This is a genomic window from Nocardiopsis prasina DSM 43845 (genome assembly GCF_000341265.1).
In the GTDB taxonomy this organism is placed as follows: domain Bacteria; phylum Actinomycetota; class Actinomycetes; order Streptosporangiales; family Streptosporangiaceae; genus Nocardiopsis; species Nocardiopsis prasina.
This window is the reverse complement of the sequence record NZ_ANAE01000117.1, coordinates 12,703-36,338: the sequence shown is the minus strand read 5'-3', so window position 1 is coordinate 36,338 and position 23,636 is coordinate 12,703. Positions and strand designations below refer to the sequence as shown.

At 71.9% G+C, this 23,636-nt stretch carries 10 protein-coding genes and 1 pseudogene; 5 read left to right on the top strand and 6 right to left on the bottom strand.

All coding sequences use genetic code 11. From position 1 onward, the window contains the following. The 4 genes and pseudogenes from D452_RS0111940 to D452_RS0111925 form a co-directional block, all read left to right on the top strand. Window positions 1–189, top strand: a pseudogene (locus tag D452_RS0111940) (hypothetical protein); the annotation flags it as partial. A 112-nt stretch (window positions 190–301) separates the two neighbouring features. After that, the gene (locus D452_RS0111935) at window positions 302–691 is read left to right on the top strand and encodes a DUF2267 domain-containing protein (protein WP_017544378.1); all 390 of its coding nucleotides are present in this window, start codon (window positions 302–304) and stop codon (window positions 689–691) included. A 168-nt stretch (window positions 692–859) separates the two neighbouring features. Then, the gene (locus tag D452_RS0111930; protein WP_017544377.1) at window positions 860–2,242 is read left to right on the top strand and encodes an NAD-dependent succinate-semialdehyde dehydrogenase; all 1,383 of its coding nucleotides are present in this window, start codon (window positions 860–862) and stop codon (window positions 2,240–2,242) included. Between the two features lie 257 nt (window positions 2,243–2,499). Further along, the gene (locus D452_RS0111925; protein WP_017544376.1) at window positions 2,500–3,558 is read left to right on the top strand and encodes a methyltransferase; all 1,059 of its coding nucleotides are present in this window, start codon (window positions 2,500–2,502) and stop codon (window positions 3,556–3,558) included. A 33-nt stretch (window positions 3,559–3,591) separates the two neighbouring features. On the opposite strand, the gene D452_RS30355 is transcribed toward D452_RS0111925, so the two are convergent. From D452_RS30355 to D452_RS0111910, 3 genes are read right to left on the bottom strand one after another with little or no spacing between them, the layout of a single operon-like run. Further along, window positions 3,592–4,320, bottom strand: coding sequence for a tRNA-dependent cyclodipeptide synthase (locus D452_RS30355; RefSeq protein ID WP_017544375.1), 729 nt, complete (start codon window positions 4,318–4,320; stop codon window positions 3,592–3,594). After that, window positions 4,304–4,621, bottom strand: a complete 318-nt coding sequence (locus tag D452_RS30350) for a DUF6092 family protein (RefSeq protein ID WP_026129216.1) — start codon at window positions 4,619–4,621, stop codon at window positions 4,304–4,306. Before D452_RS30350 ends, D452_RS30355 begins: the two co-directional genes overlap by 17 nt. After that, a complete protein-coding gene (locus D452_RS0111910) occupies window positions 4,602–5,159 on the bottom strand; it encodes a nitroreductase family protein (RefSeq protein WP_017544373.1) in 558 nt (185 codons plus the stop codon). The genes D452_RS30350 and D452_RS0111910 overlap by 20 nt, the downstream gene beginning before the upstream one ends. Before the next feature lie 124 nt (window positions 5,160–5,283). On the opposite strand from D452_RS0111910, the gene D452_RS0111905 reads away from it, so the two are divergent. Further along, window positions 5,284–6,333 (top strand): methyltransferase, encoded by a 1,050-nt coding sequence (locus D452_RS0111905; protein ID WP_017544372.1) that lies wholly within the window; start codon window positions 5,284–5,286, stop codon window positions 6,331–6,333. 310 nt (window positions 6,334–6,643) lie between these two features. Here the strand turns inward: D452_RS0111905 and D452_RS0111900 are convergent, their stop codons facing one another. The 3 genes from D452_RS0111900 to D452_RS0111890 form a co-directional block, all read right to left on the bottom strand. Then, window positions 6,644–9,928 (bottom strand): right-handed parallel beta-helix repeat-containing protein, encoded by a 3,285-nt coding sequence (locus tag D452_RS0111900; protein WP_017544371.1) that lies wholly within the window; start codon window positions 9,926–9,928, stop codon window positions 6,644–6,646. 91 nt (window positions 9,929–10,019) lie between these two features. Beyond that, window positions 10,020–11,630, bottom strand: coding sequence for a hypothetical protein (locus D452_RS0111895; protein ID WP_026129215.1), 1,611 nt, complete (start codon window positions 11,628–11,630; stop codon window positions 10,020–10,022). A gap of 91 nt (window positions 11,631–11,721) precedes the next feature. Further along, entirely contained in the window at window positions 11,722–23,634 is an 11,913-nt protein-coding gene (locus D452_RS0111890; RefSeq protein WP_152498575.1) for a WXG100-like domain-containing protein, read from the bottom strand. Between the last annotated feature and the right edge of the window lie 2 nt (window positions 23,635–23,636).

The window sequence follows — 23,636 nt, the reverse complement described above, 5'->3', positions numbered from 1 at the left end:
CTCTGCGCGGTGCCCGCCGCCACCCTGTCGGGGATGAGCAAGGGCGAGACCGAGCGCATCTGGCTGCCGTTCGTGTTGTGGCTCGTTCCCGCCACCGCCCTCCTTCCGGTGAGCCACCACAGGGCCTGGCTCGCCGTCCAGGCGGGCACGGCGCTGTTGGTCAACCACCTGCTCCTCACCGGCTGGTGAACACGGGCTCGGACCTCCATCGGTTCGTGTCTCCCGGCGTTCGTGATTGGCGCGGGCACACTCGGGCAGGCTCCTCCCCAAGGCACCCGACGTCGTTCGACGAGGAGGAAGGATGCGCTACGACGAGTTCCTGGCGGAGGTCCGTGACGCGGGAGAGTACGAGGACCAGCGCGAGGCCGAGCAGGTGACGCGCGCGGTGTTCTCGGTCCTGGCGCAGCGGTTGCCCGGGACCAGCCTGGACCACCTGGCCGCGCAGATCCCGGAACCGCTGGACGAGGCCCTCCGGCCCGAGGACCAGCTGGAGGCGGAGCCGTTCGGTGTCGAGGAGTTCCACAGCCGCGTGGCCGAGGAGACCGGGGCCCGGCCCCTGACCGCCCAGCAGGACTCCGGCGCGGTGCTCAGCACCGTGGCCAAGGCGGTGTCGGGCGGCGAACTCAACCAGCTGCTGAGCCACCTGCCCTCCGGCTACGCGGTCATGTTCGGCAAACCCGAGCTGGCCTGAGNGGGGCGGGGAGCCGAACCGCAAAACCACCACAAAGCCACAAAAGGCATGTTTCGGACTCCCCTTCGAACGAGCAGGGTCCCTACGAGACCGAACCCGTGCGGAGCGCGCGGCGCGCTCCTCGAAGGCCCGGCCCCCGCTGGCCGGGGCCCGGACGGAGGGAACACCATGGCCTACGCGACCACGAACCCCTACACGAACGAGACCCTGGCGACCTTCGCCGAGATCGGGGACGAGGAGCTGGACCGTGCCATCGGCACCGCCCAGGCCACCTTCGAGTCGTGGCGCACGAGGTCCTTCGACGAGCGCGCGCAGGTGGTGAAGCGTGCCGCCCAGATCCTTCGTGATCGACCCGACGACTTCGCCCGGCTCCTCACCTTGGAGATGGGCAAGCTCTTCGGGGAGAGCCGCGGCGAGGTCGACCTCGCCGCCTCGATCCTGGACTACTACGCCGACAACGCGGAGGAGTTCCTCGCCCCCGAGAGGGTCGCGACCGAGGACCCGCAGGCGGGGGAGGCCGTGGTCGTCAGCGACCCGATCGGGGTGCTGTTCGGTGTGCAACCCTGGAACTTCCCCTACTACCAGCTGGCGCGGTTCGCCGCTCCCAACCTCATGGCCGGGAACGTCGTGATGGTCAAGCACGCCTCGATCGTCCCGCAGTCGGCGGCGGCCTTCGAGTCCCTGTTCAGGGAGGCCGGAGCGCCCGAGGGCGCCTACACCAACGTCTACGCCAACAAGGACCAGGTCACCCGGGCGATCCGGGACCCGCGCGTGCGGGGCGTCGCCCTCACCGGCAGCGAGGGGGCGGGCGCCAGCGTCGCGGCCCAGGCGGGCGAGGAGCTGAAGAAGAGCACCCTGGAGCTCGGGGGGAGCGACGCCCTCATCGTGCTGGGCGACGCCGACCTCGACGTCAGCGTCGAGCGCGCGCTCTGGGGTCGGCTCAACAACGCCGGACAGAGCTGTGTCGCCGCCAAGCGGATCATCGTCGTCAAGGAGGTGGCGGACGAGTTCCTGCGTCGATTCGCCGAGGGATTCGCGCGGTTGAGGGCGGGCGACCCGTTCGACTCCGCGACGACCCTGCCACCGCTCTCGTCGCAGAGCGCCGCGGACGACCTCCAGGAACTCGTGGACGAGGCCGAGGAGCACGGCGCGACGGTGGTCACCCCGGGCGATCCCGTACCCGAGGAGGGCGCGTTCGCGCAGCCGAGGATCATCACCGGCCTCACCAGGGACAACCCGGTCTACGACAAGGAGTTCTTCGGCCCCGTCGCCCTCTTCTTCCGAGCGGAGGACGAGGAGGACGCGGTACGGATCGCCAACGACTCCACGTTCGGACTGGGCGGATCGGTGTTCACCGAGGACATCGCCCGCGGGGCGGAGATCGCCCGGCGCATCGACACCGGCATGGTCTTCGTGAACCACCCGACCTGGACCCGGCCGTCCCTGCCCTTCGGCGGCACCAAGAGGTCCGGCTACGGGGAGGAGCTCTCCGCCGCGGGCATCCAGGAGTTCGTCAACAAGAAGCTCATCAACGTGATGCCGACCGGCTAGGCGGTCGGGCCCACGGGGCCGTACCGGTCGGGGCGGGGTCGCCCCGCCCCGACCCGGTGAGTTCCCGCCTGACCCGCGCGAGCACGTCGATCCGCAGGGCGTCGTGGAGGCCCGTGACGGCGACCGAATGCCGCGGGCGACGAACGGAGGCAGAGCGGTGCGGCCCGGCGCCGCTCCCCGAAAACCCCACGGGACACCCCCGCCACCTGGCATCGTCACTTCCTGTGACTGACATTCGGACGAGGGGCGGGGCCGCGGTGCGCGAGGGAGACGGTGTGCTGGTCGACGTGGGGCGAGTGGACGGGGCCGCCATCCCGCCGGAGAGGACGGAGGCGCCCCTGTCGGGGCTCGTGTCCTCGGCCATGCTGATCCACGCGGTCTCGGCGGTGGTCGAACTGGGCGTCGTGGAGGCGCTGGCGGACGGGCCCCGCCCGGTCGCCGACCTGGCACGGGAGGTCGGTGTACCCGAGGAGCGCCTGCTCGTCGTCCTGCGGGCGGTGACGGCGACGGAACTCCTGGCACAGACCGCGCCCGGGGTGTTCGCGCTCAGCCCCGCCGGGAACCACCTGCGCGCCGACGACCCCCTGGGCCTGCGCGACCTCTTCCGCATGTGCACCTACGGGGACCTCTTCCAGGCGTGGACGAGGCTGGGCGATTCGGTGGGCTCGGGCCGCACGGCGTTCGAGATCCACACCGGCAGCCAGCTCTTCGACTACCTGAGTGAGAACCGGGACGCGGCGGAGGTGTTCAACCGGGCGATGAACGCCTCCACACCCGCCGGGACCCTGCTGGACGCGGCCGACCTCGCCGGTGCCGGGACCGTGGTGGATCTCGGCGGCGGGGAGGGCGCCACGCTCGCCGCCGTCCTGCGGGCCCGTCCCGAGGCTACGGGGGTCCTCTTCGACCTCCCGGAGGTGGTGGCCGGCGCCCCCCGGCTGCTGCGTGAGGAGGGGGTCGCCGACCGGTGTTCGGTGGTGGGCGGCAGCTTCTTCGAGGGGGTTCCCGAGGGGGCGGACGTCTACGTCATGGCCCGGGTGATGCAGAACTGGTCCGATCGGGACGCGGTCCGCATCCTGGCCAACGTCCGCGCGGCGATGACGGCGGAGTCGCGGCTGCTGATCGTGGGTCACCTCCCCGAGCGAGACCGCCCTGGGGCGTTCGTCGAGGCCATCGGCCTGAGCATGTTCGTGCTGTACGGGGCGGCGCCGCGTTCGTCGGAGGAGCACGAGGAGCTCTTCGCGGAGGTCGGACTGGCCCTGCACTCGGTGCACCGGGTGCCGGACGGGGAGTCGGTGATGGACGTGCGCCCCGCCTGACCCGTGGGGCGGGGTCTCCCCCGCCCCGTTCGTCTACCTCGGCCTCAGGACGAGGTGCCCCTGGCCGGGTTGGAGGCAGGACGTGTCCCCCTCCAGCTCGACCAGGAGCGGCAGCAGTTCGTGGTAACAGCACACCGACGAGGGCACTCCCAGTACCTCGGGGGTGCTGAGCAGGTAGGGCAGTTCGGCGCGCAGGTAGGACAACCCCGCCGCGAAGCGGGCCTCCGGCGACCCGGGTCCACCGCCGACGATCTGCCGGACGTGCTCCTCGCACGCTCGCCGCATCCTCGGGTTCTCGGCGAGCTCCCGGTCGATCCGGTCCAGGGCCGACCGGTACCCCGGCAGGTCGACCGTCTCCGACAGGGCCAGGGCCCGGACCCTCGCGGGTACGCGGGGGGCCGCCTCCATCGCGCGCCGCACACGGCGCCGCACGTCCCGCAGCGCGCGGGTGGTCCGCCTCGCGGCCTGCGCCTCGTCGTCTCCCGACGCCAGGTACATGGTGTCGAGGTGCAGGTCCGTGTAGAGCAGGTCCACTGCGGCGCACCGCCAGCCCGTCCAGGTCAGGAGCTGGGTGAGCCGCTGCTGGCTGAAGTAGCTGTTCCCGGCGCTGACCCCGATGAGCGCGTGGTCGCCGCGCTCCAACAGGCGTTGGCAGGCCGGGGTGAAGCAGCTCGCGTCGAACACCTCCCCCGTCGGCGGCCGGACCTCCCGGCCCGGGCCGGGCTCCTCGACGGGCAGCGTTGTCTCAGGCTGAAACGGCACCGGGCTCCTCCAGGGCTGCGGCGAGCCGGTCACACAGGTCGTCGAGCAGGACGTCCAGCTCCCGGTCGGCCATCGCCCCGCACATGACGTCGTCCATGCGCGCACGCAGGTCGGTGAGTTCCGGGCTGTCGGGAACCCCGATCCGGGACCGCAGGGAGAGGACGCGGCGGGCGGCGTCCAGGCAGCGGAGGGGCCCGTACGCGGCTGGTTCCTCCAGCAGCCCCCTCCCGCTACTGAGCAGGTAGGCCGCGAGCAGGACCAGTTCCTCACCGACGCGGTCGTCATTCACCCCAGCACTCATGGCTGATCACCTCGTTCCGGCCGCGCCTCGGCGCGGCCTCGGGGGTTCGGTCCGGGTGCCCGATCGACACCAGGAGCAATGGCAGGAGATGGTCCGGAAGCCCGAGGAACCTGCTCACCGGGCCCTTGCGGAAACTGGCGGAGGGGCAGGCCCCGAGCCCGAGGGCGTGCGCCGCGAGCAGCAGGTTCTGCACGGCCATCGCCACGCAGAGCATGCCCTCGTCCCAGGCGCCGCCGCCCACCGCGCGGGAGCGGTCGAAGCAGGCCGCCACGACCAGGGGAGGGCGCTCGATGATGCCGGGCGAGAAGGCGTGGACCAGCTTCAGGGTGCGCGGGCGGCGAACGGTGACGAAGGCCCACGCCTGCTTGTTCGAGGCGGAGGGGGCCGCGAGCATGGCGTCCAGGAGGGGGGTCAGGAGGTCGTCCTCCACGGGTCTGTCACTGAAGGAGCGGACGACCGTCCTCGTGTTCAGGACGTGGAGCGCCTGTGAGGCCCGGCTCTCGGCGGAGGACCCCGGTTCTTCGGCCGCCACAGCCATACCCACTCTCTGTATTGGTTAAAATCCAGGGAGTAATATAGCGTGTCGACTGGCCTTTTGGAGGCCGTTGCGCCACCCCGGCCGACCACCGGTCGAGGGCAGTCGTCGAAAGGTCCAGACACCTGTGTCCACCCCTCCCCTCTCCCTGGCGCACGGCGGTCCGACGCCGCTCAGCGGTCCAGCCGTGCACCTCTTCGAGCTGATCACGTCCAGCTGGGTGGCGGCCGCCGTCAGCGCCGCCGCCGAACTGGGTGTCGCCGACGTGATGTCCGGGGACCCGACACCCGTCGACGAGATCGCGAAGCTGGTCGAAGCCGACGCCGACGCCCTGCACCGGTTGCTGCGCGCCTGCGCCGACCTGGGCGTCGTCGAGGAACTGCCCGGGCGCAACTACGCGCTCACCGAACTCGGCCGCGCCCTGCGCTCGGACGCTCCCGACTCCATGCGGGGGTTCGCCCGTTGGCTGGGCAGCCCGGCGGAGCGCTCCACCATGGCCCACCTCGCCGACGCGGTGCGCGTGGGCGGTCCGGTGTTCGAGGCCGTCCACGGCGTCCCGGTCTGGGACTACATGCGCGCCAACCCCCGGTCCGCCTCGGTGTTCGACCAGGGCATGACCGACATCTCCTCGCAGCTCACCCGCTCCCTTGTGGACGAGTACGACTTCGGCGGCAGCGAGTGCCTGGTCGACGTCGGGGGCGGCCGGGGGCGGCTCCTGTCCCTGGTCCTGGCGGCCAACCCGCATCTGCGGGGGGTGCTCTACGACCGGCCCGAGGTGGTCTCCCAGCCCGATCCCGCGCTGGGGCGCGAGGGGGTGGCCGAGCGCTGCCGTGTCGAGTCCGGGAGCTTCCTCGACTCCGTGCCCGCCGGAGGCGACACCTACCTGCTCGCCAGCGTCATCCACAACTGGAACGACGCCGACACCGTCCGAATCCTCACCCACTGCCGCACGGCCATGACCGCCGAGGGCCGGGTCCTGCTCGCGGAGGTGCTGGTCCCTGAGCGGCCCGGACCCGCGCGGACGGCGAAGTTCATGGACCTCAGCATGCTGGTCCACTGCGACGGCAAGCAGCGGACCCGGTCCGAGTTCGCCGAGGTGGCCGCGCGCTCCGGTCTCCGGCTGAACCGCGTCGTCCCGGGCCTCGGGGTCAGCGTCGTGGAGTTGGTGCGCGCCTAGGGCGTGGCTTCCGGATGCTCTCGCCGGGCGGCGGAGCCGTCATCGATGCGAGCGGCCGCCCGGCGGTCGCTCGCGGGCCGTGGAGCGAATCTGCCCCTCCCGCGCGCCGCCACGCGGGCGCGGTGTCGCCCCAGCGGGGCCCCGCCCCGGGGTTGGCTGTCCGAGCCTCATCGGTGCGGAGAGAGGCAGCCGGGCGGTCACGCGGGGACACCGCGCCGCAGGCGTCCGTTGAGGGCGGTGGCGGACCACCGGAGGACGGTGGCGCCCACCCGGGCCGGTCGTGCACCGGCCGGATGGGCACCACCGCGCGTCACGGCACGTCGGCCGGGGTGAGCAGGGTCAGGTCGTCGCGGGTGGGGTCGGTCAGGGCGATGGTGCGTCCCGCCTGGCGGGTGATCATGCGCTCCAGGACCTGCCGCGCGTAGCGGGCGTTGCCGAAGGACTCCGTGCGCGGCACCCCGGAGAAGTGCTGCCCGAGCGCGGCCACGGTCTCCTCCGGGATGGTGAACCCGCTGTCGGCGGCCATACGCCCCACGATGGTGACCAGTTCCTCGTCGGAGTAGTCCTCGAACCGCACGTTGTGGGAGAAACGCGAGGCCAGACCCGGGTTGGAGTCGAGGAAGCGCTGCATCTCCGCGTTGTACCCGGCGACGATGACGACCACCTCGTCCCGGTGGTCCTCCATCAGCTTGACCAGGGTGTCCACGGCCTCCTGGCCGAAGTCGCCGTTGGCGGCCCCGGACGGGGTGAGGGTGTAGGCCTCGTCGATGAACAGCACGCCGCCGCGCGCCTTCTCGAAGGTCTCCAGGGTGAGCTGCGCGGTATGACCGATGTAGCGCCCGACCAGGTCCGCCCGGGCCGCCTCCACCGTGTGGCCGGTGGGGAGCACGCCCAGGGCGCGCAGCAGCTGGCCGTAGAGCCGGGCCACGGTGGTCTTACCGGTACCGGGCGGGCCCGCGAAGACCAGGTGGTGGCTGAGGCTGGGCGCCGGCATGCCGATCGCCCGCCGCCGCTCGGCGGCGACCAGCACGTTGACGAGGTCGTTGACGGTGGACTTGACCTCGGACAGACCGGTCAGCGCGTCGAGCTGGGCGCGCAGGCCCGCGACGTCGTCCCCGCCGGGCCCGCCCGACTGGGCGGCGACGGCGCCGAGGTCGTCGGGGTTGAGCACGGTGAGTTCGGCGGGGTCGGCGGGCGGGTCCTCGCCGAGTCTGTGTGCCTGGCGGTCCACCATCTCCTCGAAGACCTTGCGGGCCTCGCGGCCGTTACCGAACGCGGGCCCCTTGGGCAGCGCCTCGAAGTGCTGGAGCAGCAGCGGGCGCAGGTCCGGCGAGAGCGTGTACTGGTGGACGGCGCCGAGGCGCTCCACGATGCTCACCAGCTCCTCGGCCTGATAGTTGGGGAACGTGACGGTCCGAGCGAAACGCGAGGCCAGACCGGGGTTCGAGGACAGGAATCCGTCCATCTCCGCCGCGTATCCGGCGACGATGACGACCACCTCGTCGCGATGGTCCTCCATCAGCTTGACCAGGGTGTCGATGGCCTCCTGGCCGAAACCGCCGTTGTCCTCGGAGGAGAGCGTGTACGCCTCGTCGACGAACAGCACCCCGCCCCGGGCCTTCTCGAACACCTCGGTGGTCTTGATGGCGGTGGCGCCGACGTACTGGCCGACCAGGTCCGCGCGGGCGGCCTCGACGACGTGCCCGTAGCGCAGCACGTCGAGGTCGGCCAGGACCCTCCCGTAGAGCCGGGCCACGGTCGTCTTACCGGTTCCGGGAGGACCGGCGAAGACCAGGTGCCGGGCGACGGGCGGAGAGGGCAGGCCCATCTCGGCCCGGTGCCGGGCCATCTTGTTGCGGTTGATGAGGGTCGTGACCTCGTCCTTGACGCTCTCCAAGCCGATGAGGGCCTGGAGTTCGGCCAGCGGACCGCGCTCTTCGTCGTCGTCCTCCTCGTCCTCGGAGGACGTTCCCGCAGTGGTCTCGGCGACGGCGTCGGGCCCGTACAGGTCCTCCGCGTTGTTGCCCTCGCTGACCAGCGAGTTGGCCCGGACGTTTCCTCCGGCGACGGTCTGGCGCAGTCCGGCCCGGGCGTTCGCCCGCACGGTGCAGCCCTCGAGGACGACGTCCTCGCTGCTGCCGACGAGGACCCCGTCGCCGCCGTTGCCGACCAGTTCGCAGGAGCGCAGCACGGCGCGGGCGCCCGCCGCCACCAGGACGCCGTTGCGGGTGTTCTCGTGCGAGCGCACGCGCAGCGCGGCGATCTCCCCCTCGGAGTGCGCGGCCACGCCGTCGCCTCCGCACTCGGAGGCCTCGCTGTCGCGCAGGTCGAGCACGGCGCCGCCGGTGGCGGCGAGCCCGTTCTCGCGGGCGCCGATGACCCGCACCCCGCTCAGGGAGGCGCGCGCTCCGGCCGCCGCGTACACGCCGGTCCGGCGCGAGCGGGTGACCTCGAAGTCCTCCACGCGTCCGCCGCCGCCCTCCCAGCGCACGCCGTGGCTCCGGGATCCGGTGACGGTGCCGTTGCGGAGGAAGGGCGCCGACCCGGAGAGGATCTCGACACCGGGCCCCGCCGTGCGTCCCACGTTGACGCGGTCGAACTCGGCGGTGGAGTCCTCGGTGACGTGGATTCCGGCGGCCTCCGTGCCGTGCACGGTCAGACCGCTGAAGGTGGTGGAGGAGCGGCCGGTGACGCTGACACCCTCCGCGCCCGCGTCCCGGACCTCGCAGTCCCGGAGGTGTCCTCTTGCTTTGTCCTCGGCCAGGATGCCCACGCCGCCGCTGCCGGTGACGCGGACCCGCTCCACGCGGGGGTCGGTCCCGGCGCGCAGGACCAGGCCGCGGCCCGCCGCCTTCTCGACGACGAGGTCGCTGACCGTCACGGGGGACCGGGTCGAGATCACGACGCCGTCGTCGGCGACCCCGCTCACGCGCAGGTCGCTCAGGCCCGTGGCCGCGTGCTCGTCGACCACCACGGCGGCCTTGGTCGTTCCGGAGACCGTGCAGTCGCTGATGTGCCCGGCGCCGCTGCCCGCCGCGTAGACGCCGTTGGCGCCCGCGTCGCGGATGGTGCACCGGCGCACCTCGGGGGCACCCTTGTCGTTGATGACGACACCGCTGGTGCCGACGTCCTCGATGACGCAGTCCTCGATGACGCTGGTCTGGGGGGAGGTGACGACGATGCCCGCCCCCGCGCTGCACCGCACGGTGCAGCCCCGGAGCGCCAGGGCGCCCTCGCCCCGGGCGAGGACGGCCGCCCAGGCGGCCCCCTCCACCTCGCAGTCGGCGAGTTCGACCTGACCGGCGGCGGCGTCCACGACCGGGGCTTCCGAGTCGCGGCCGCGCAGGACGAGGCCGGTGAGTTTGACCGCCTCGGCCACCGAGGTGACCGCCGTACCGGTGGAGCAGAGGATCTCGACGGTTCCGGGGCCCTCGGCCGCCATCAGCGTCACCACGCGTGAGAGCACGAGTTGTTCGTCGTAGCGTCCGGGGGCCAGTGACAGTACGGCGCCGTCACTGGCGCCGGCGAGGGCTTCGCCGATGGTGCGGAACTCGGCTCCGCCGGTGGGGTCGACCGCGCGCACGTGACGGTTCATCGCCTGTCGTCTTCCTTTCTGTGCCCGCGGGCCGGTGAGGCCCGCGGGCTTGTCCAACTGCCGGTACGGGGTTACCGGCGCTACTCTCCCGTCAGCGGCACTCGGCCTCGACCACCGACAGCGGGAGCTGCGGGGCCTCGCCGCCTTCGGGGATGGGGCCCCTGTTGCGTGCGCGCAGCGTGAACGAGTCCCCGACGTCCTGGAGCTCGGTCAGGGCCCAGTAACGGCCGTCGTCGGGCTGGGTGACCTCGAAACCGCCGCGGAAGGAACCGCCGGCGTTCTCGCCGTCGAACAGCTCGTAGTGGGTGGGGACGCCGTTCGCCCACAGCGGGTCGGGGCCGTTCTGCACGAGGATCTTGACCGTGCAGGTCGAACCGGCGCCGCCGGGCCAGAACGTCCACTCCGCGGAGGTGTTGCCACCGTCGGGGTCGCCGCTCACGGCCATGACATCGTAGCCGTCGTCACATCCGGCCCCGTCGTAGCCCGCGGGCCCCGAGCGCCAGACGCCGTCACCGTGGATCTGGTAGCGGGCCCCCTCGGAGTCGCAGCCGGGACCGGCGACCGCGCGCTCGGGCTCCGGCTCGGGCTCCGGCTCGGGCTCCGACTGGGGCTCCACCTCCTCGGCGGACCGGGGCTCGGGAGCGGACGTGGAACGCTGCTCCTCCGCCTCGACACCCTCGCTGAGCGGCTCCAGGCTCTGCCCGGTCTGGGCGCTGAGCGGCTCGGACCCCGCACCATCGGACGCGTCGCCCTCGGCGCCGTCGCCCTCGGTGTCGGCCTTGGAACCGTCGCCCTTGGAGTCGTCCTCGGTGTCCTCTTCGGACCCCTTGCCCTTGCCGGACTCGGGCTCCTCGGACTTCTCCGTGTCCTCCTCGCCCTTGCTGTTGCGCTCGGTGAGCAGGGTCTCCAGCAGCGAGCCCTTCTCGACGGTCACGCCCTGGGGTTCGCCGACGCCGTCGCCGCCCCCGCCGGTGCCGTCGCCGCCGCGCTCGCCGCCGTCCTCGTCGTCATCCTCGGTCACTCCCGCGACCGGGGCGCCCGCAGGACCACCGGACGAGGGGTCCACGGGGCGTTCGGGCAGGCCTCCGCCGCCCGATCCCCCGGGGGCGCCCGCACCGGCCGAGGCCGGGTCCGGGACGGCACCGGGGTCCGCCCCGGTGTCCGCACCGGGGAGGACGGGGACGTTCGGCTGCACCTCGGGCACGTATCCCTGGACGCCCGTCCCCGAGGCGGAGGCGGACGCGGAGGCACTGGACGGGTCCGCGAAGCTGCCGGAGGCGAGGTCGGTCTGGAGCGGCGCACCGGCCTGGTGTTCCTTGGCCGCGGAGAGGCCGAACGGGGCGGCGACGAGCATCAGACCGGCGATGGCCGCGACCGCGAGGGTCGGACGGCCCGGGCGGTAGCGCTCTTCGGCCTTCTCAGTGCCCTCGGCGTTCCGGGCGGCGCCGCCGCGCAGCGCCAGCGCCGCGAGCAGTGCGTTGCGGCCGCGTTCGGTGTCGGCCTTGGCCTCGACCGCTTCGGAGGTGGCCGCGGCCGGTACGGGGGCAGGGGTTGGAGCGGGGTGCGGCGCGGTCTGGCCTGGGCCGCGCTCGGACGGGGCCCCGATGGCGTCCCGGGCCGTGGCCTGGGGCACCTCCCCCGTCGAGCTCAGCACGGGCCCCGTGCGGTGGGGACCGCGCGGCGCCTCGGTGTTGTCGGTCATTCTTCGTTCTTCCTTTCGGAAACCGGAGGTCCTCCGGCGTATCGGGGGCGGCCGCGAAAAGCGGCACTGGTGGGGATGGTCTGTGGGCCCGTCAGGTCGGGTTGAGGGCGGTCATGAAGTTCGCCTGCATCACCGGGTTGACCCCCGTGGTGTTGGGAGCGGGTGGCGGCGGGGGCGGTGGCGGAGGGGTGGGGTGGAAGGCCTCCCTCAGGGCCTGGAAGTAGGAGTCCAGGGCCGAACGGTGCGCGCGCAGGGCGTCGTGCAGCGCGTCGCGGCGCTCCACCAGATCACTCAGCGCCCTCACCGTGTCCTCTGACAGACCTTGGGGGGTACCGGCGGTGTTCCAGAGGTCGCGCAGCCCGTTCAGGGCCTCGCCGTGCCGCTCGGCGGTCTGATCCACCGTACGGTTCCAGCCGCGGTCCTCGGCCCCGGACCCGAGGTAGTCACGGATCGCCTGGACGCCGCGCGCGGTGTCCGCCGACCATGATCTCGGGTTCAGCTCGGGTCCGAGGGCCAGCAGGTCGGTGGCCTGCCGGGCGTGCCCCCGATCCGCCTCGGACCGGTGCAGACCGAGTTCGTTGTCGAGCGCGGTGCCGAGCGCCTTCTCGGAGTCGGCGGCGGCGCCCTGACGCTCCGCGACAGTGTCCCACGCCGCGATGGAATCGGCACTCACGCCGGGTGCGATCTGACGAATCTGGTCCAGGCTCAGCCAGACGTCCACCGTCGAGGTCGTGCTCTCCGCCCTCGGCGGGGTGCCGGACTTGGTGTCCTGGGCGACGACCAGGACGTCGACGGGGAAGCGCACCAGGTAGCCGCCCCCCTTGACCGCGGCGTCCGCGTGGGTCTGCACGGTCGAGGTCGACTGCTTCCCACCACCCGCGGCCGAGCTCTTGGCACCGGCGTTGCTCGCGCCACCGCCGACGAGGGCGGCGCTCTCGTCGAAGCCGGAGGCCGCCTGGTCCACGCCCTTGATGCCCGACATGTCCAAACCGCTGGTGAGCGCGGTCGAGCCCGCGTGGGCGACGGAGTCCTCGTCCCGGTGTGTGTTCTGGTTCTCGCCGCCGGTCGAGAGGTCCTTCACCGAGCCGATGATGCTGGCGCCACCCGGATCGACCTGGGTGAACAGCTTGGTCTCCAGGCCCGGTACGGCGAAGGGCCCCTGTTTGTCCAGCCCGACGAGGGTCGCGCCGTCGCCCGTGGACGAGGAGCCGAACAGCGTGGTCAGTACCTGCTGGTCCACGGCGGCTCCGAGCATGGGCCCGCGCGGGCCGGGGCGCCCCTGGCTGAGGTGGTCGACGGCGTTGGTGACGTTTCGGTCTCCGGTGGCGGGCTCCCAGTCCAGAGCCCGCGCCTGGGCGATCACCGCGGCGTCCGCGATGGGGCCGCGCCCGACCGCCTCGACCGGCGGCAGGCTGACCTGCGGGCGGCCGAGTCCACCGAACCAGGCGTCGGAGATGGTCCGCACGTCGACGGTCCCGGGCGCGGTCCCGGGCGCGGGCGCGGGGGGCGGGACCGGCTGGGAGGTCACCGGAGGCGGGGCGGCCGCCGGCGGCTGGCCGGGGGGCGTGGGCTGGAAGGTTCCCGCCGGGTAGACCTCCGTACGGCTTCCCACGTCGGCGTGTGAGGAGAACACCTTCCCGTCCTCCACGGACACGGTGAAGTCGAACCTCGTCGGCGTGTTCCCGGTGGCTCCTGGTGCCTTGACCGTCCGGGACCTCGACTCCGTCCCGGTGTCCGAGGTCAGGTGCGTCTTGGTGGTCCCGCTCTCCAGTCCGGTCCCCGTGTTCGGGGCGAAGGACTGGTAACGGTCCTTCGGGAAGGTCGGGTCCCCGCTGCTGTCGGTCCCGATGGACTGGGTCGGGTTGACCCCTCCGTCCAGCGTGGCGGTCACTCCGCGCTTATTCTGCTTGCCCTCGGAGTCGTTGTGTTCGGTGGACTGCGAGACCGAACGCTCCGAGGACATCCCCGACTCGACCGGACCGAAGACGGGGCCGCCGTCGGGGCCCAGTTTGAGCAGGATCCACCCGCCCTTGCTGGGACGCTGCTCCCCCATGAACTCGTTGCGGAACCTGACCTCCAGGGCCAGGCCCCCGGTCTGGTACCTGAGGTTGAGGCCCCGGGTGTTGTTCGGTGACAGGGCCGCCCGGATGTCCCGTTGGCTCTGGTCGGTCAGTTCGAGCCTGTTGTCCCGGACCGCCCTGTTGATGCTGTCCAGAGCGGCGGCGGAGTCGATGTTGTTGAGGGCGTGACCGGCCCCCTCCCGGCCGGGGACGACCCTGATGTCGTCCGGGACCGACCGGGACCGCTCCAGCGCGGAGTCCAGACCGGCGGTCCCCGGCAGGGCCCCCTTCTGGGCGAGGTCGAGGACACGGAAGCGGGAGTCGGTCTGCCCGTTCGCGGTGTGATGGGCAGGGGTGACCTCCTCCTGAACCTGACCGTCCTGCTCGGGGTTCCGGTCGTTCCCCTCCTGGTTCTGGGTGTGGTCCTGGGTCTGAGGCTGGGTCTGGGTCTGGGGGGGCGGGTTGCGATCACCCAATCCCTCCGCGGCCGACCCCCGCCTCAGGACATTGCCGTTCCCGTCGACGGTCTTGCTGAACGGCAGGGAGACCCCGAGGTTCCAACGGGTGCGGATCGTCGTGTCCACGTCGAAGCGGTCGAAGGTCGTGACGTCCACGGTGCTGCCGGGGAGGGAGACCTTGTTCTCCTCACCGAAGGAGGTCGAGTCACCCTGGGTCTCCGTCTGCTTGGTGGCGAACGGGGTGAAGCCCACGGCGCCCCGTAGCCGGTTGTACCTGGAGTCGGCCTGGTTGAGGGCCGCCTCCCCCTTGAGCCCGACCGTCACGTTGTGGGAGGAACTCTCGCTCGTACCGACGACCCGGTCGGACTCGGCCTTGAAGGTGAGGTCGACCCCGCCGTCGCGCTGCGCCCCCGAGATATGCAACGACTCCCGTTCGGCGTGCACGTTGAGGGACAGGTCGGCGCGTCTGCGCCAACCGTCCTCGAACTGGCCCTGGAGGGGGAGCCCTCCATCGTGCACGTCCATCTCGTGAGCGGCCAGGGTCCGGGGCGAACCGAGGACGCGCCAGGTGCCCATGACGGCCTCTCCCGACCGGGAGGCGGGCGTGAACCCGGGCGCGGATCTCACGGAGTCCACGAGGTTGTCCAGAAGACCCGGCGACTCGGAGTGCTTGGGCGCGTGCGGCAGGCTGTCGAGATCGAGGTCGGGCCGTGGACGCGGACCTCCGCCCCGGTTGTCCTGGTTCTGCTGTTGGTTCTGGTTCTGGTTGTTCTCGTTGATCTGGGCCTGTTGATCGCCCTGGTTCTGCTGGTTCCCTGGCGCCGGAGGGGCGGGCGGCTCATTGTCGGCCGGGATCGGAGAGCGCAGACGCGCGTCACGATCCGCCGCGAACCGGTGGTCCTCCCCGAGGCCGCGTGCCGTGGCGGCGTCACCGTGCCTGAGCCGCTCGTTGTCGAGCGCCTGGGTGAGACTCTCCTCCCTGCCGGGCAGGTCCCGCACGGCGTTCACCGACGCGTCGCGGTCGTCGCGAGCGGTGTCCACCGCGTCCCTCGCCTCGTCGGCGCGTCGGGCCGATTCGTCCGCGCGGGTACGGGCCTCGTCGGCCTTCCCTCGCAGATCGTTGGCGGTCTTCTCACTCTCGTCGGCCTTGCTCTCGGCGGTGTCGGCCCTGGTGTCCTGAGTGCTGGCGTCACCGTCGAGACGCTCGGCGTCCCGCAGAGCCTCCCGGGCGTCGTCGCGCTGCTCCCGAATCGCGGGCGGCGTCTCCGAGCGCGGCGGCGTGGTGGTGGCCGCACCGCCGTCGGCGCTCGGCCGAGAGGCTTCGCGGTGGGCGGCCTCGGCCTCCTTGACCGCTTCCACCGCCTCGTCCTTGGCGTCAACGGTCTTGTTCCAGTTGTCGACGGCCGTGCTCAGCAGGTCGTTGGCGGTGGTCTGATCCGTCTGCCCGGGGGCGGGAACGACCAGCGGTGTGAGGTCGGGGCCGCTGCCGGGTCCCTCCTCCCGCGCCGGACCGCCGGTCGCCTCCCGGAGCGCACTGACGTAGTCCCACAACTGCTGGACCGCGTCGGCCTGGCGCTCCGCCGCCTCCTGTTGGATCCGGGCGGCGTCCAGGCGGTCCTGGACGGCCTGCCGTCGGTCCGCTCCGGCCTGGTTCTCGGCCTTGGTGGCCGCTTCGTCCTTCTTCTGGAAGTCCTTCTGGTCCCCTTCAGCCTTCTTCTCCGCGGTCTCCAGGTTCTTCTCAGACTCGGTCAACGCTTCCTGACGGTCGACGAGGGCGTTCGCCAGAGCCTGGACCCGGTTCCGCTCGGTCTCGGCGAGGTCCACCGCCCGCCGTGCCTCCTGGGCATCGGCCAGCGCCTGTCGGGCGGCGTCACGAGCCGCCCTCTCGGCAGCCGAGCGGTCGGTGTTCGGTCCGGGGCGGTCGACTTCCCCCGGGACGGGCGTGGTCCTGGGTCCCTCCAACACGACCCGTGGGCCCCCCGCGTCGGGGCCCACGCCCTGCGGTGTGACGTCGAGCCGCACGGGGGTGTTGATGCCGATCGACGCGTCGAGGCGCAGCTCGTAGGACCAGGAGTCCAGGTCACCCTCGGATTTGGAGGACGCCTCGACACCCCCCTTGCGGTTGCCGGAGAACGGTTTCGCCGTCTCGTGCTCGTAGGTGTATCCACCACCGAGTTCGAGCATGCCCTTGGGCAGGCCACCCGCCGTGGTCCCGAACCGCGCCTGGAAGGCGGCCGAGATCTCCCCGCCGTAGGCGATGGAGTTCTGCTTGCCTGATCCCTGCGCGGTCGACGCGCCGAGTCCGGAACTCAGGGAGCCGCCGCTGCGGGAGCCCTCGAAACGGGGGGCGCTGAGTTCCCCGCTCAGGTGAACCGTGAGGAAGTCCGCGCCGTCCCGGTCATCGGTACGTACCGACGACAGCCCGGGGATCGCACCGACGAAGTCACGCAGGGACCCGGGGGCGGGCGTGAGCGCGTTGCGCAAGCCACCGGTGCGCAGGATGATGTCGACGCCGCTGGTCGTCAGGGCGTCGGCCCCCGAGACCGCCCTGCCGACCTGCTCGTAGATCTTCAGGGTGTTCTCTGCGCGCAGGTCCGGGCCCCTCCACAGACTCCCCCAGAAGCCCCTTCTGTCTCCCGGGGCCCCGGAGGGGTCGTGGACAAGTTCGGGGTGGCGGGCGAACACCTGTTCGTGGAGGCGTCGGGCCGCGACGGTCATCGGTGAGTCGCCGTTGCCGTCCCGCAGACGACCGTCGTTCCACTCGGCGCGCACCGGGGCCGCCTCGCCCAGGTGCCGCACGCCGTCCGCCGTGAGGCCGGGAACACTGGGCGCCGCCGGGGGGGTTGGGGCAGCCCGGTTCTCACCGCCGCCCGCCAGAGTGCGGGCATCGTCGGTGGACACCTGGTCGAGGGTGGTCAGGTCCAGGGTTCCCGGGCGTACCAGCGGCTGGGGCTGCGGCTGGGCCGAACGGTCACCGCGTCCCCCGCCGTTGCCCTCGGCGCTCGCCCTGCTGTCGTCCGTGTTCGTCGTGTTCTGAGCGGGTGGTGCGGGCTGCGGCTCGGTGGTCGTGACACGGTAGGTGCGCTCCACCTGGTAGAAGGCCGAGTCACCCTTGGCGCCGGGCCCGAACACGCGCTCGCTGCCGTACTCGGTGCTGCGCGTGTGCTTCTGCGTGCCCTTGGCCCCGACGACCACCTCGGGGCCGACGCGAAGAACCACGGACTCCCCGGGGACGATGCCGCCGAGGAACCCGGCACCCGCCCGGACCTCCTGTTTGTCGGTGCGTGCCGCGCCGAACGTCGCGTTGTCGGAGGACTTGCCAGTGTCCGTGAAGGATGAGTCCTTCAGGTCCGGTCCGACCTTCACGTAGTTGACCGGGCCACCGCTGATCTCCAGGATCTGGGTGTTGCCCTTCGGGTCCGAGTAGGAGAAGCGCAGAACCTCCCCGTTGTCCGCCCGGGGCAGGTTGTCCAGCAGTGTCCGCGGGCTGACGGGGAACCTCGGGGGCACCGTGGCGTCGATCAGGCCCAGCGTCTGTGAGAACCGGGGGGCGCGGATGGGCGTCCCGTTGCCGCCGTCGACACGGGAAGCGGGGTCGTCGGTGCGGAACTCCCGCGGGGCGGGCCGGTGGTCAGCCGTGCTCTCCCCGCCGCTGTCACGCAGGTGACCCGGCAGGACCAGGTCGAACGCGTCGTTCAACCGGTCGGAGAACTCGACCCGGACCGGCCGACCGGCGGGTTGCTGCTGACCAGCGGTGTCCTGTCCCGGTGGCTGCTGGACCGAAGGTCGCCGCTGGTCGCCAGAGGCAGCCTCGCCGGGGGGCGGAGCGGGTCGCTGTGGCAGTGGCGCGATGTCCAGGACCGCGTTGACCACGAGGTCGCCGGTGAAGCGGGCGGGATCGTCCCCGTCCACGTCGACCTTGCGCTTGTGACGGCGCTCAGTACTCGTCTGGTACTCGGTGCCGCGCTGACGGACCGCGAACGACGCCTTCAGACGCGGAGTGATGAGCGCGGTCGTGCCCCCGATCTGACCGATCACGGCCGCGGGAAACGCCGGGTTGACGCTCTTGCGGCTCTGCTGGGCGCCGCTGCCCACGGTCTTGGCCCGGTTCTCGGTCGCGTTCCCGGCGTTGACGCGACGGTCGGGCGAGTCCGTGATGTCGCGCCACGTGCGGTCCACCGACAGTTGTACGTTCCCTCGCGGGGGCGGCGTGTTCCGGTCGTCGCCGTCCCCGTCCCGACGGGGATCGTGCACGGGGACGTCGATCGTCTCGCCGGGGGTGGTCCGCCCTCCGCTGATGCGCTCGATGGCATCGGTGAGCGCCGAACCGTCCGGCTCCACGCCCTGCCGCCGGATCTGGTCGAACAGTCGGTCCCGCAGACCGTCGACGTCAGCGTCGGGGTTCATCCGCATGCCGGAGTAGCCGCCGTGGTCGGCGTTGGGACCGATGTCCGCGAGGACGTCGAGCACCTCCGCGGTCTCCTCCGTGACCGGCCTGGTCACGGGCGGCGGGTCCGGTGGCGTGAGGTCGGGCGTGACGACGATCTGCGGGGGGTCCTGCCGCGTGGTCTCACCGTCGACCTGCTGCTGCGTGTCGGTCGGCGCCACGGTCCCGTCCTGAACCTGCGGCGGGGGCGTCTCGCCCGTGGTGGTCGGGTTGGTCCCGCGCGGGGTACGGGAGGATCCCTCGCCCCCGTCGTCGGTGACCCTGGGGCGACGATGCCTACGGCTCCCGTCACCTTCGCGGTCACGCTGGTCCCCGAGGTCCCGCATCGGATGGCTCTCGGGCCTCCTGCGGTTCCGGCCGCCGCTGCCCCCGTTGTCCCGGCTGCCACCCCCGTTGTCCCTACTACCGCCTCCGTTGTTACGGCTATTGCGGCCGCCGCCCCCGTTGTTGCTGCCACTTCCGCCGCTCTTGGACTTGAAAGGGTTGAAGAGGGGTGAGGCGGCCCGGTGGTCTCCGCCCTGCGTGGTCACCGGAGTGGGACCGCTCGGCATCTGTGAGAGCGGCGCGTCCATGCCCGCGTCGCGCGCGGTGTCGAGGGCCTGGTCCCAACGCCCGTCCGAGGTCCACTCCCGGACCGTCTGGTCGAAGTCCTCCCGCAGCCGGGGCGGGAGGTCGGCGCGAACCTGGTCGTCACCGCGCCCGCGCACGCGGCTGTCGTAGGCGGCGCCGAACAGGGCCGCGTTGTCGGAGTGACTCCGGTTCCCGTCGGGGTCGAGCACCTGGGACAGGTCCCGGTGCACGGAGTCGGGGAGGTCGCCCACCCGGGCGGGCGGATCGTAGCGGGAGGCCCCGTTCGCCTGGGCCTCGATCTGGTCCAGGTAGTGGTTGAGGATCTGCGGAGGCCGGTTGTCGCGCCCGCCGGGAGAGTCCATGTAGCCACCGACCTCGTGGACCGCGCTCGAATCCGGCGAATCGCGGAGCACGGCGCGGGGGCGGCCGGACCCGCCCTGGGAACGGTCCTGGGACTCGTCGTTGAGACCGATCCGGTGCAGGAGTTCGTGCAGCCAGACGTCGGGGCCGTCGTCCATACGCCAGTTGGCGGTGTCGCTGCGCCCGGGCAGGTCCAGGTTGTCGCGGACCCAGGACACGTTGGAGTGCGGTCGGCCGTCGGGACCGACCGGTTCCACACGGACGTGGAGCTGGTCACCGCTGCCGGGCAGACGGTAGCGCTCGTTGACGACGTCGTTCAACCGGTCCAGGAAGACCTGCTGCGCCGTGTTCGCGTCCGACTGGCTGACACCCGGTCCGGGGTCGAAGTTGATGCGGACCGTCAGTTCGGTGACGTGGGTCGGTCCGTCCGGGCCGGGGTCCGGCAGCGGAATGCGACGCACGTCGAAGCCGCGATCCGCGATCGAGGTGATCGGGTTGTCCTTGCTGGATCCGTGCAGGATCTCGACACCGTCGGTGTCGACGCCGGAGCGGTCGCGGTTGCCCCCCACACGCGTGGGTTCGATGCTGTCCCGGATGTTCTGCCAGTCAGCGGGCGGGCGCATCCGGTCGGAGACGGTGGCCGGGGCGTCGGGGTCGGGACGCGGGCGGGACACCGGTGGGGTGTTGGTCTGGTTGCCGGGCGGGGGCTGACGGCGCCCGTCCCCCGTGGACTCCTGGCCACCCTGCGCGCCGGGGTGGAGCGGCGGGGCGACCACGACGGGCACGGGGGTGTCGTCGGGGCGCACGGTCGACTCGTTCGAGCCGTCGTCCTGGCGGACGGGCGACCCGGAACCGTCCTCGTCACGCGTGGAGCCCTGGGGATCGTCGTCGTTCCGTTGTCCCTGCTGGTCACCGTTCTGGTGGACGGGCGCGTCGGAGTCCGACTCGCCCGAGGGCCGGTCCCCAGAGGACCGGACGTCGGCGCCGGTGTCGTCCTGGGAAGTGCGGGTGTCGTCCGATCCGGGCCCGTGGTCCGTGACCGTCTCGGGACCGCCGTCGCGCCCGGATCCGTTCGGACGGTGGGTGTTCGCGTTGCCGTCGCTCGAACCCTGTCCGCCCGCGTTCGGGGACGGCCCGGTCGAGGTCTGGCCGTTGCCGTCGGTGGCGTCCTGGGACCCCTGAGCCGGGGTGTCCTGGTCGATGGACCGGCCGCCCTGGTCGTCGGTCGTCAGATCCGGTCGGCCGGTGTTGGAGTCCTCCTGGTTCGGGGTGTCCCGGACCGGCGCGTCCTGGTTCGGGGACTCCTGAACCGGCACGTTCTGCTCGGGCGTCTCCCGGACCGGCGTGCCCTCAGGGCCGTTCGCGTCCTCAGAACCACCCGACTCCCGCACCCCACCATCTCCGACGGGCTGCTCCTGGGCGGGAGTGTCCTCGGCGCCGTTCTCACGCACCGGGCCATCCGTATCCCTGACCACACCGTCACCCGACGTGTCCTGGACCGGCCGCTCCTGGACGGGAGGGGTCGGGTTCGGGGAATCCTGGGCGGGCTGCTCCTGGTTCGGCGTCTCCCGCACGGGGGTGTCCCCAGCGTCGTGCACGGGACCACCGCCGGCCCTGACCTCGCCGTCACTCGACGTGTCCTCGACCGGTGCCTCCGGCACGGGGGTCTCCTGGACCGGAGGGGTCGGGTTCGGAGTCTGCTGGACGGGAGGGGTCGGCGTCGGATTCGGGGTCGGGGTCGGGGTCTCCCGAACCGGCGCCTCCGACACGGGGGCCTCCTGGACGGGAGGAGCCGGGGTCGGGGCAGGAGTCTCCTGGGCCGGGGTCTCCGGCACGGGAGTTTCCTGGAGCGGAGGAGCCGGGGTCGGGGTCTCCTGGACCGGAGCGATCGGGGACGGGGCAGGGGTCTCCCGAACCGGCGCCTCCGACACGGGGGCCTCCTGGACCGGAGGAGCCGGGGTCGGGGCAGGAGTCTCCTGGACAGGCGTCTCCTGGACGGGAGGAGCCGGGTTCGGGGTCGGGGTCGGGGTCTCCTGAACTGGTTGTTCCTGAACCGGGGTCTCCGGCACGGGGGTCTCCTGGACCGGGGGATTCGGAGTCGGGGCAGGGGTCTCCTGGTTCTGGGCCCCCTCCGCAGGTGTGTTCTCGGGCCCTCCCTGGTCCCGGTTCGGCGCCTCGGGGCCGTCCACGACCCCCGACCCCTCGCCGTCACCGGTCTGTTCGGGGGAACGGCCCTGTCCGCCGGTGTCCTGCTCCTGACCGCCGACGACCGGTGCGTCGCCCGAGCCGCCCTCGTCCACGGCCGTGTTCTCCTGGCCGCCACGGTTCAGGTGGTCGGAGTCGTCACCACTCGTGTTCTCGTTGACGTTGTCGACGGGGCGGTCGGATCCCTGCCCCGAGGAGCCCTCCGTGGGTCCCTCGTTCGAGCCGTTGTTCTCGTTCGACGACGGCTCGGGGGTGGCGGGGCCCGTGTTGTCCCGGTCGTTCGTATCCGACGACTCGGTGGAGACCCGCTGGGGCGGCGGAGGAGTCGGGGTCGAGTTCTGCGAGCCGTCGCCCCGCCCGTCGCGTGAACCCCCGCCCGCCCCTTCCGAGGAGGAGCCGTTCGAGCCGGAGCCGTTCGAGGAGGTGGACCCGGAGTCCGACGTGCTGACGTTCCCGTCCGGGGAACCGCCGACATCGCCACCGACGCTGCGGTTGTCGTTGACACCGTCGTCGGAAGGGCCGGGCTGCGGGGTGGGCGGGGGCACTCCGTCGGGGAGGCCCGCGTTCCGGAGGTGGTCGAGCAGCAGCAGTCCGCCCTGCGTGAGACTCTGCTGCACCGCACCGGAGACGAGTCCGGAGACCCCGGACAGCCACGTGACGGAGAAGGTCTTCTGGTCGCTGAAGAGCAGGTTGAAGAAGCCCTCGCTGAGGGTTCCCTGAGCGGCGTTGGCGATGCCCTGGCCGCCGAGCTGTGCCAGGAAGTTCTTCCAGTGCGTGCCCACGTCGGAGAGTCCGTCGCGCACCCCGGCGGGTACCCCCGTGGTCAGGAAGTCGCGCATGTTGGGGTCCAGGCCCCGCCCGTACTTGTTCACCACGTCGTTCAGGGCGTCGTTGAGGCCGTCCCTGCCCCAGTTCCGGGTGAACGCGTCGGCGTAGCGCTCACCGAAGTCGCGGGCCTGGTCCTTGCCCATCGCGCCGCCCAGGGAGTTGGCGAACTCGTCTCCCATGTCGGTACGGAAGCGTTCGCCGTCGATCGGACGGTTCCACCCGGGCCGGTTGTCCATGCCGTACGGCCGCAGCAACTCGTCGCTGTTACGGCCCATCACGCCGCCGATGCCATCGGGCAGCCCGCCGGGGCCGCCACCGGGGCCGCCCGTGGGGAAGTTGTCGTCGAGATGCTTGGTGATGGAGGGCCCGGTGGTGTTGCCGAGCAGCTTGTTGAACTGATTGGACAGCGCGCTGCCGCCGAAGACGGCGGCGGTGCCGAACAGACCGTCCAGCATGGCGCCCTTGGCCGCGTCCTCGGTGAGCTTGTGGTCCCACCCGTTGCGGTTGCCCTGATCGATCTGGATGCGCTGGATCAGCGCGTCCAGCGTGAGGGCGAAGAACTGGCTGATCGCCATCTGCTGGAGCAGCGTGGAGAGCAGCCGGAACATGACCCGCCCGATGACGGTGCGGGCGATCGCCTGGAAGATCGGGATCTTGGCCAGGGAGGCGCCGAAGGTGTAGGGCGCCATGGCGATCGCCCAGGCGATCTCCACGGCCAGCTGGACGAGCTGGCCGATGATCATCCACTTCGCGTACTGCACCTGTGTGCCCGCGTTGTGGACGTACTCCTGGAGACCCCGGGCGACCTTCGTCCCCTCACCGAGGTAGTTGTTCTGCCCCGCCGTGAACTCGTCCACCGACTGGTCGAAGAAGTCCGCCGCCGTGGCGTCGAAGTTCTCCCGCACCTTGTTCTTGATCCGGATGACGAGCTGGGGGAGCTCGATCTCCAACCGGTCAGCGGTGGTGCCGTAGACCTGGGCGAGCTCCCACAGCCGCGTCTCGTCGGCGGTGGGCCACTCCGAACCTGTCAGAACCGAGAACAGGTTGCGGAGTTCGGCGGGCAGTTCCATTCCCATGG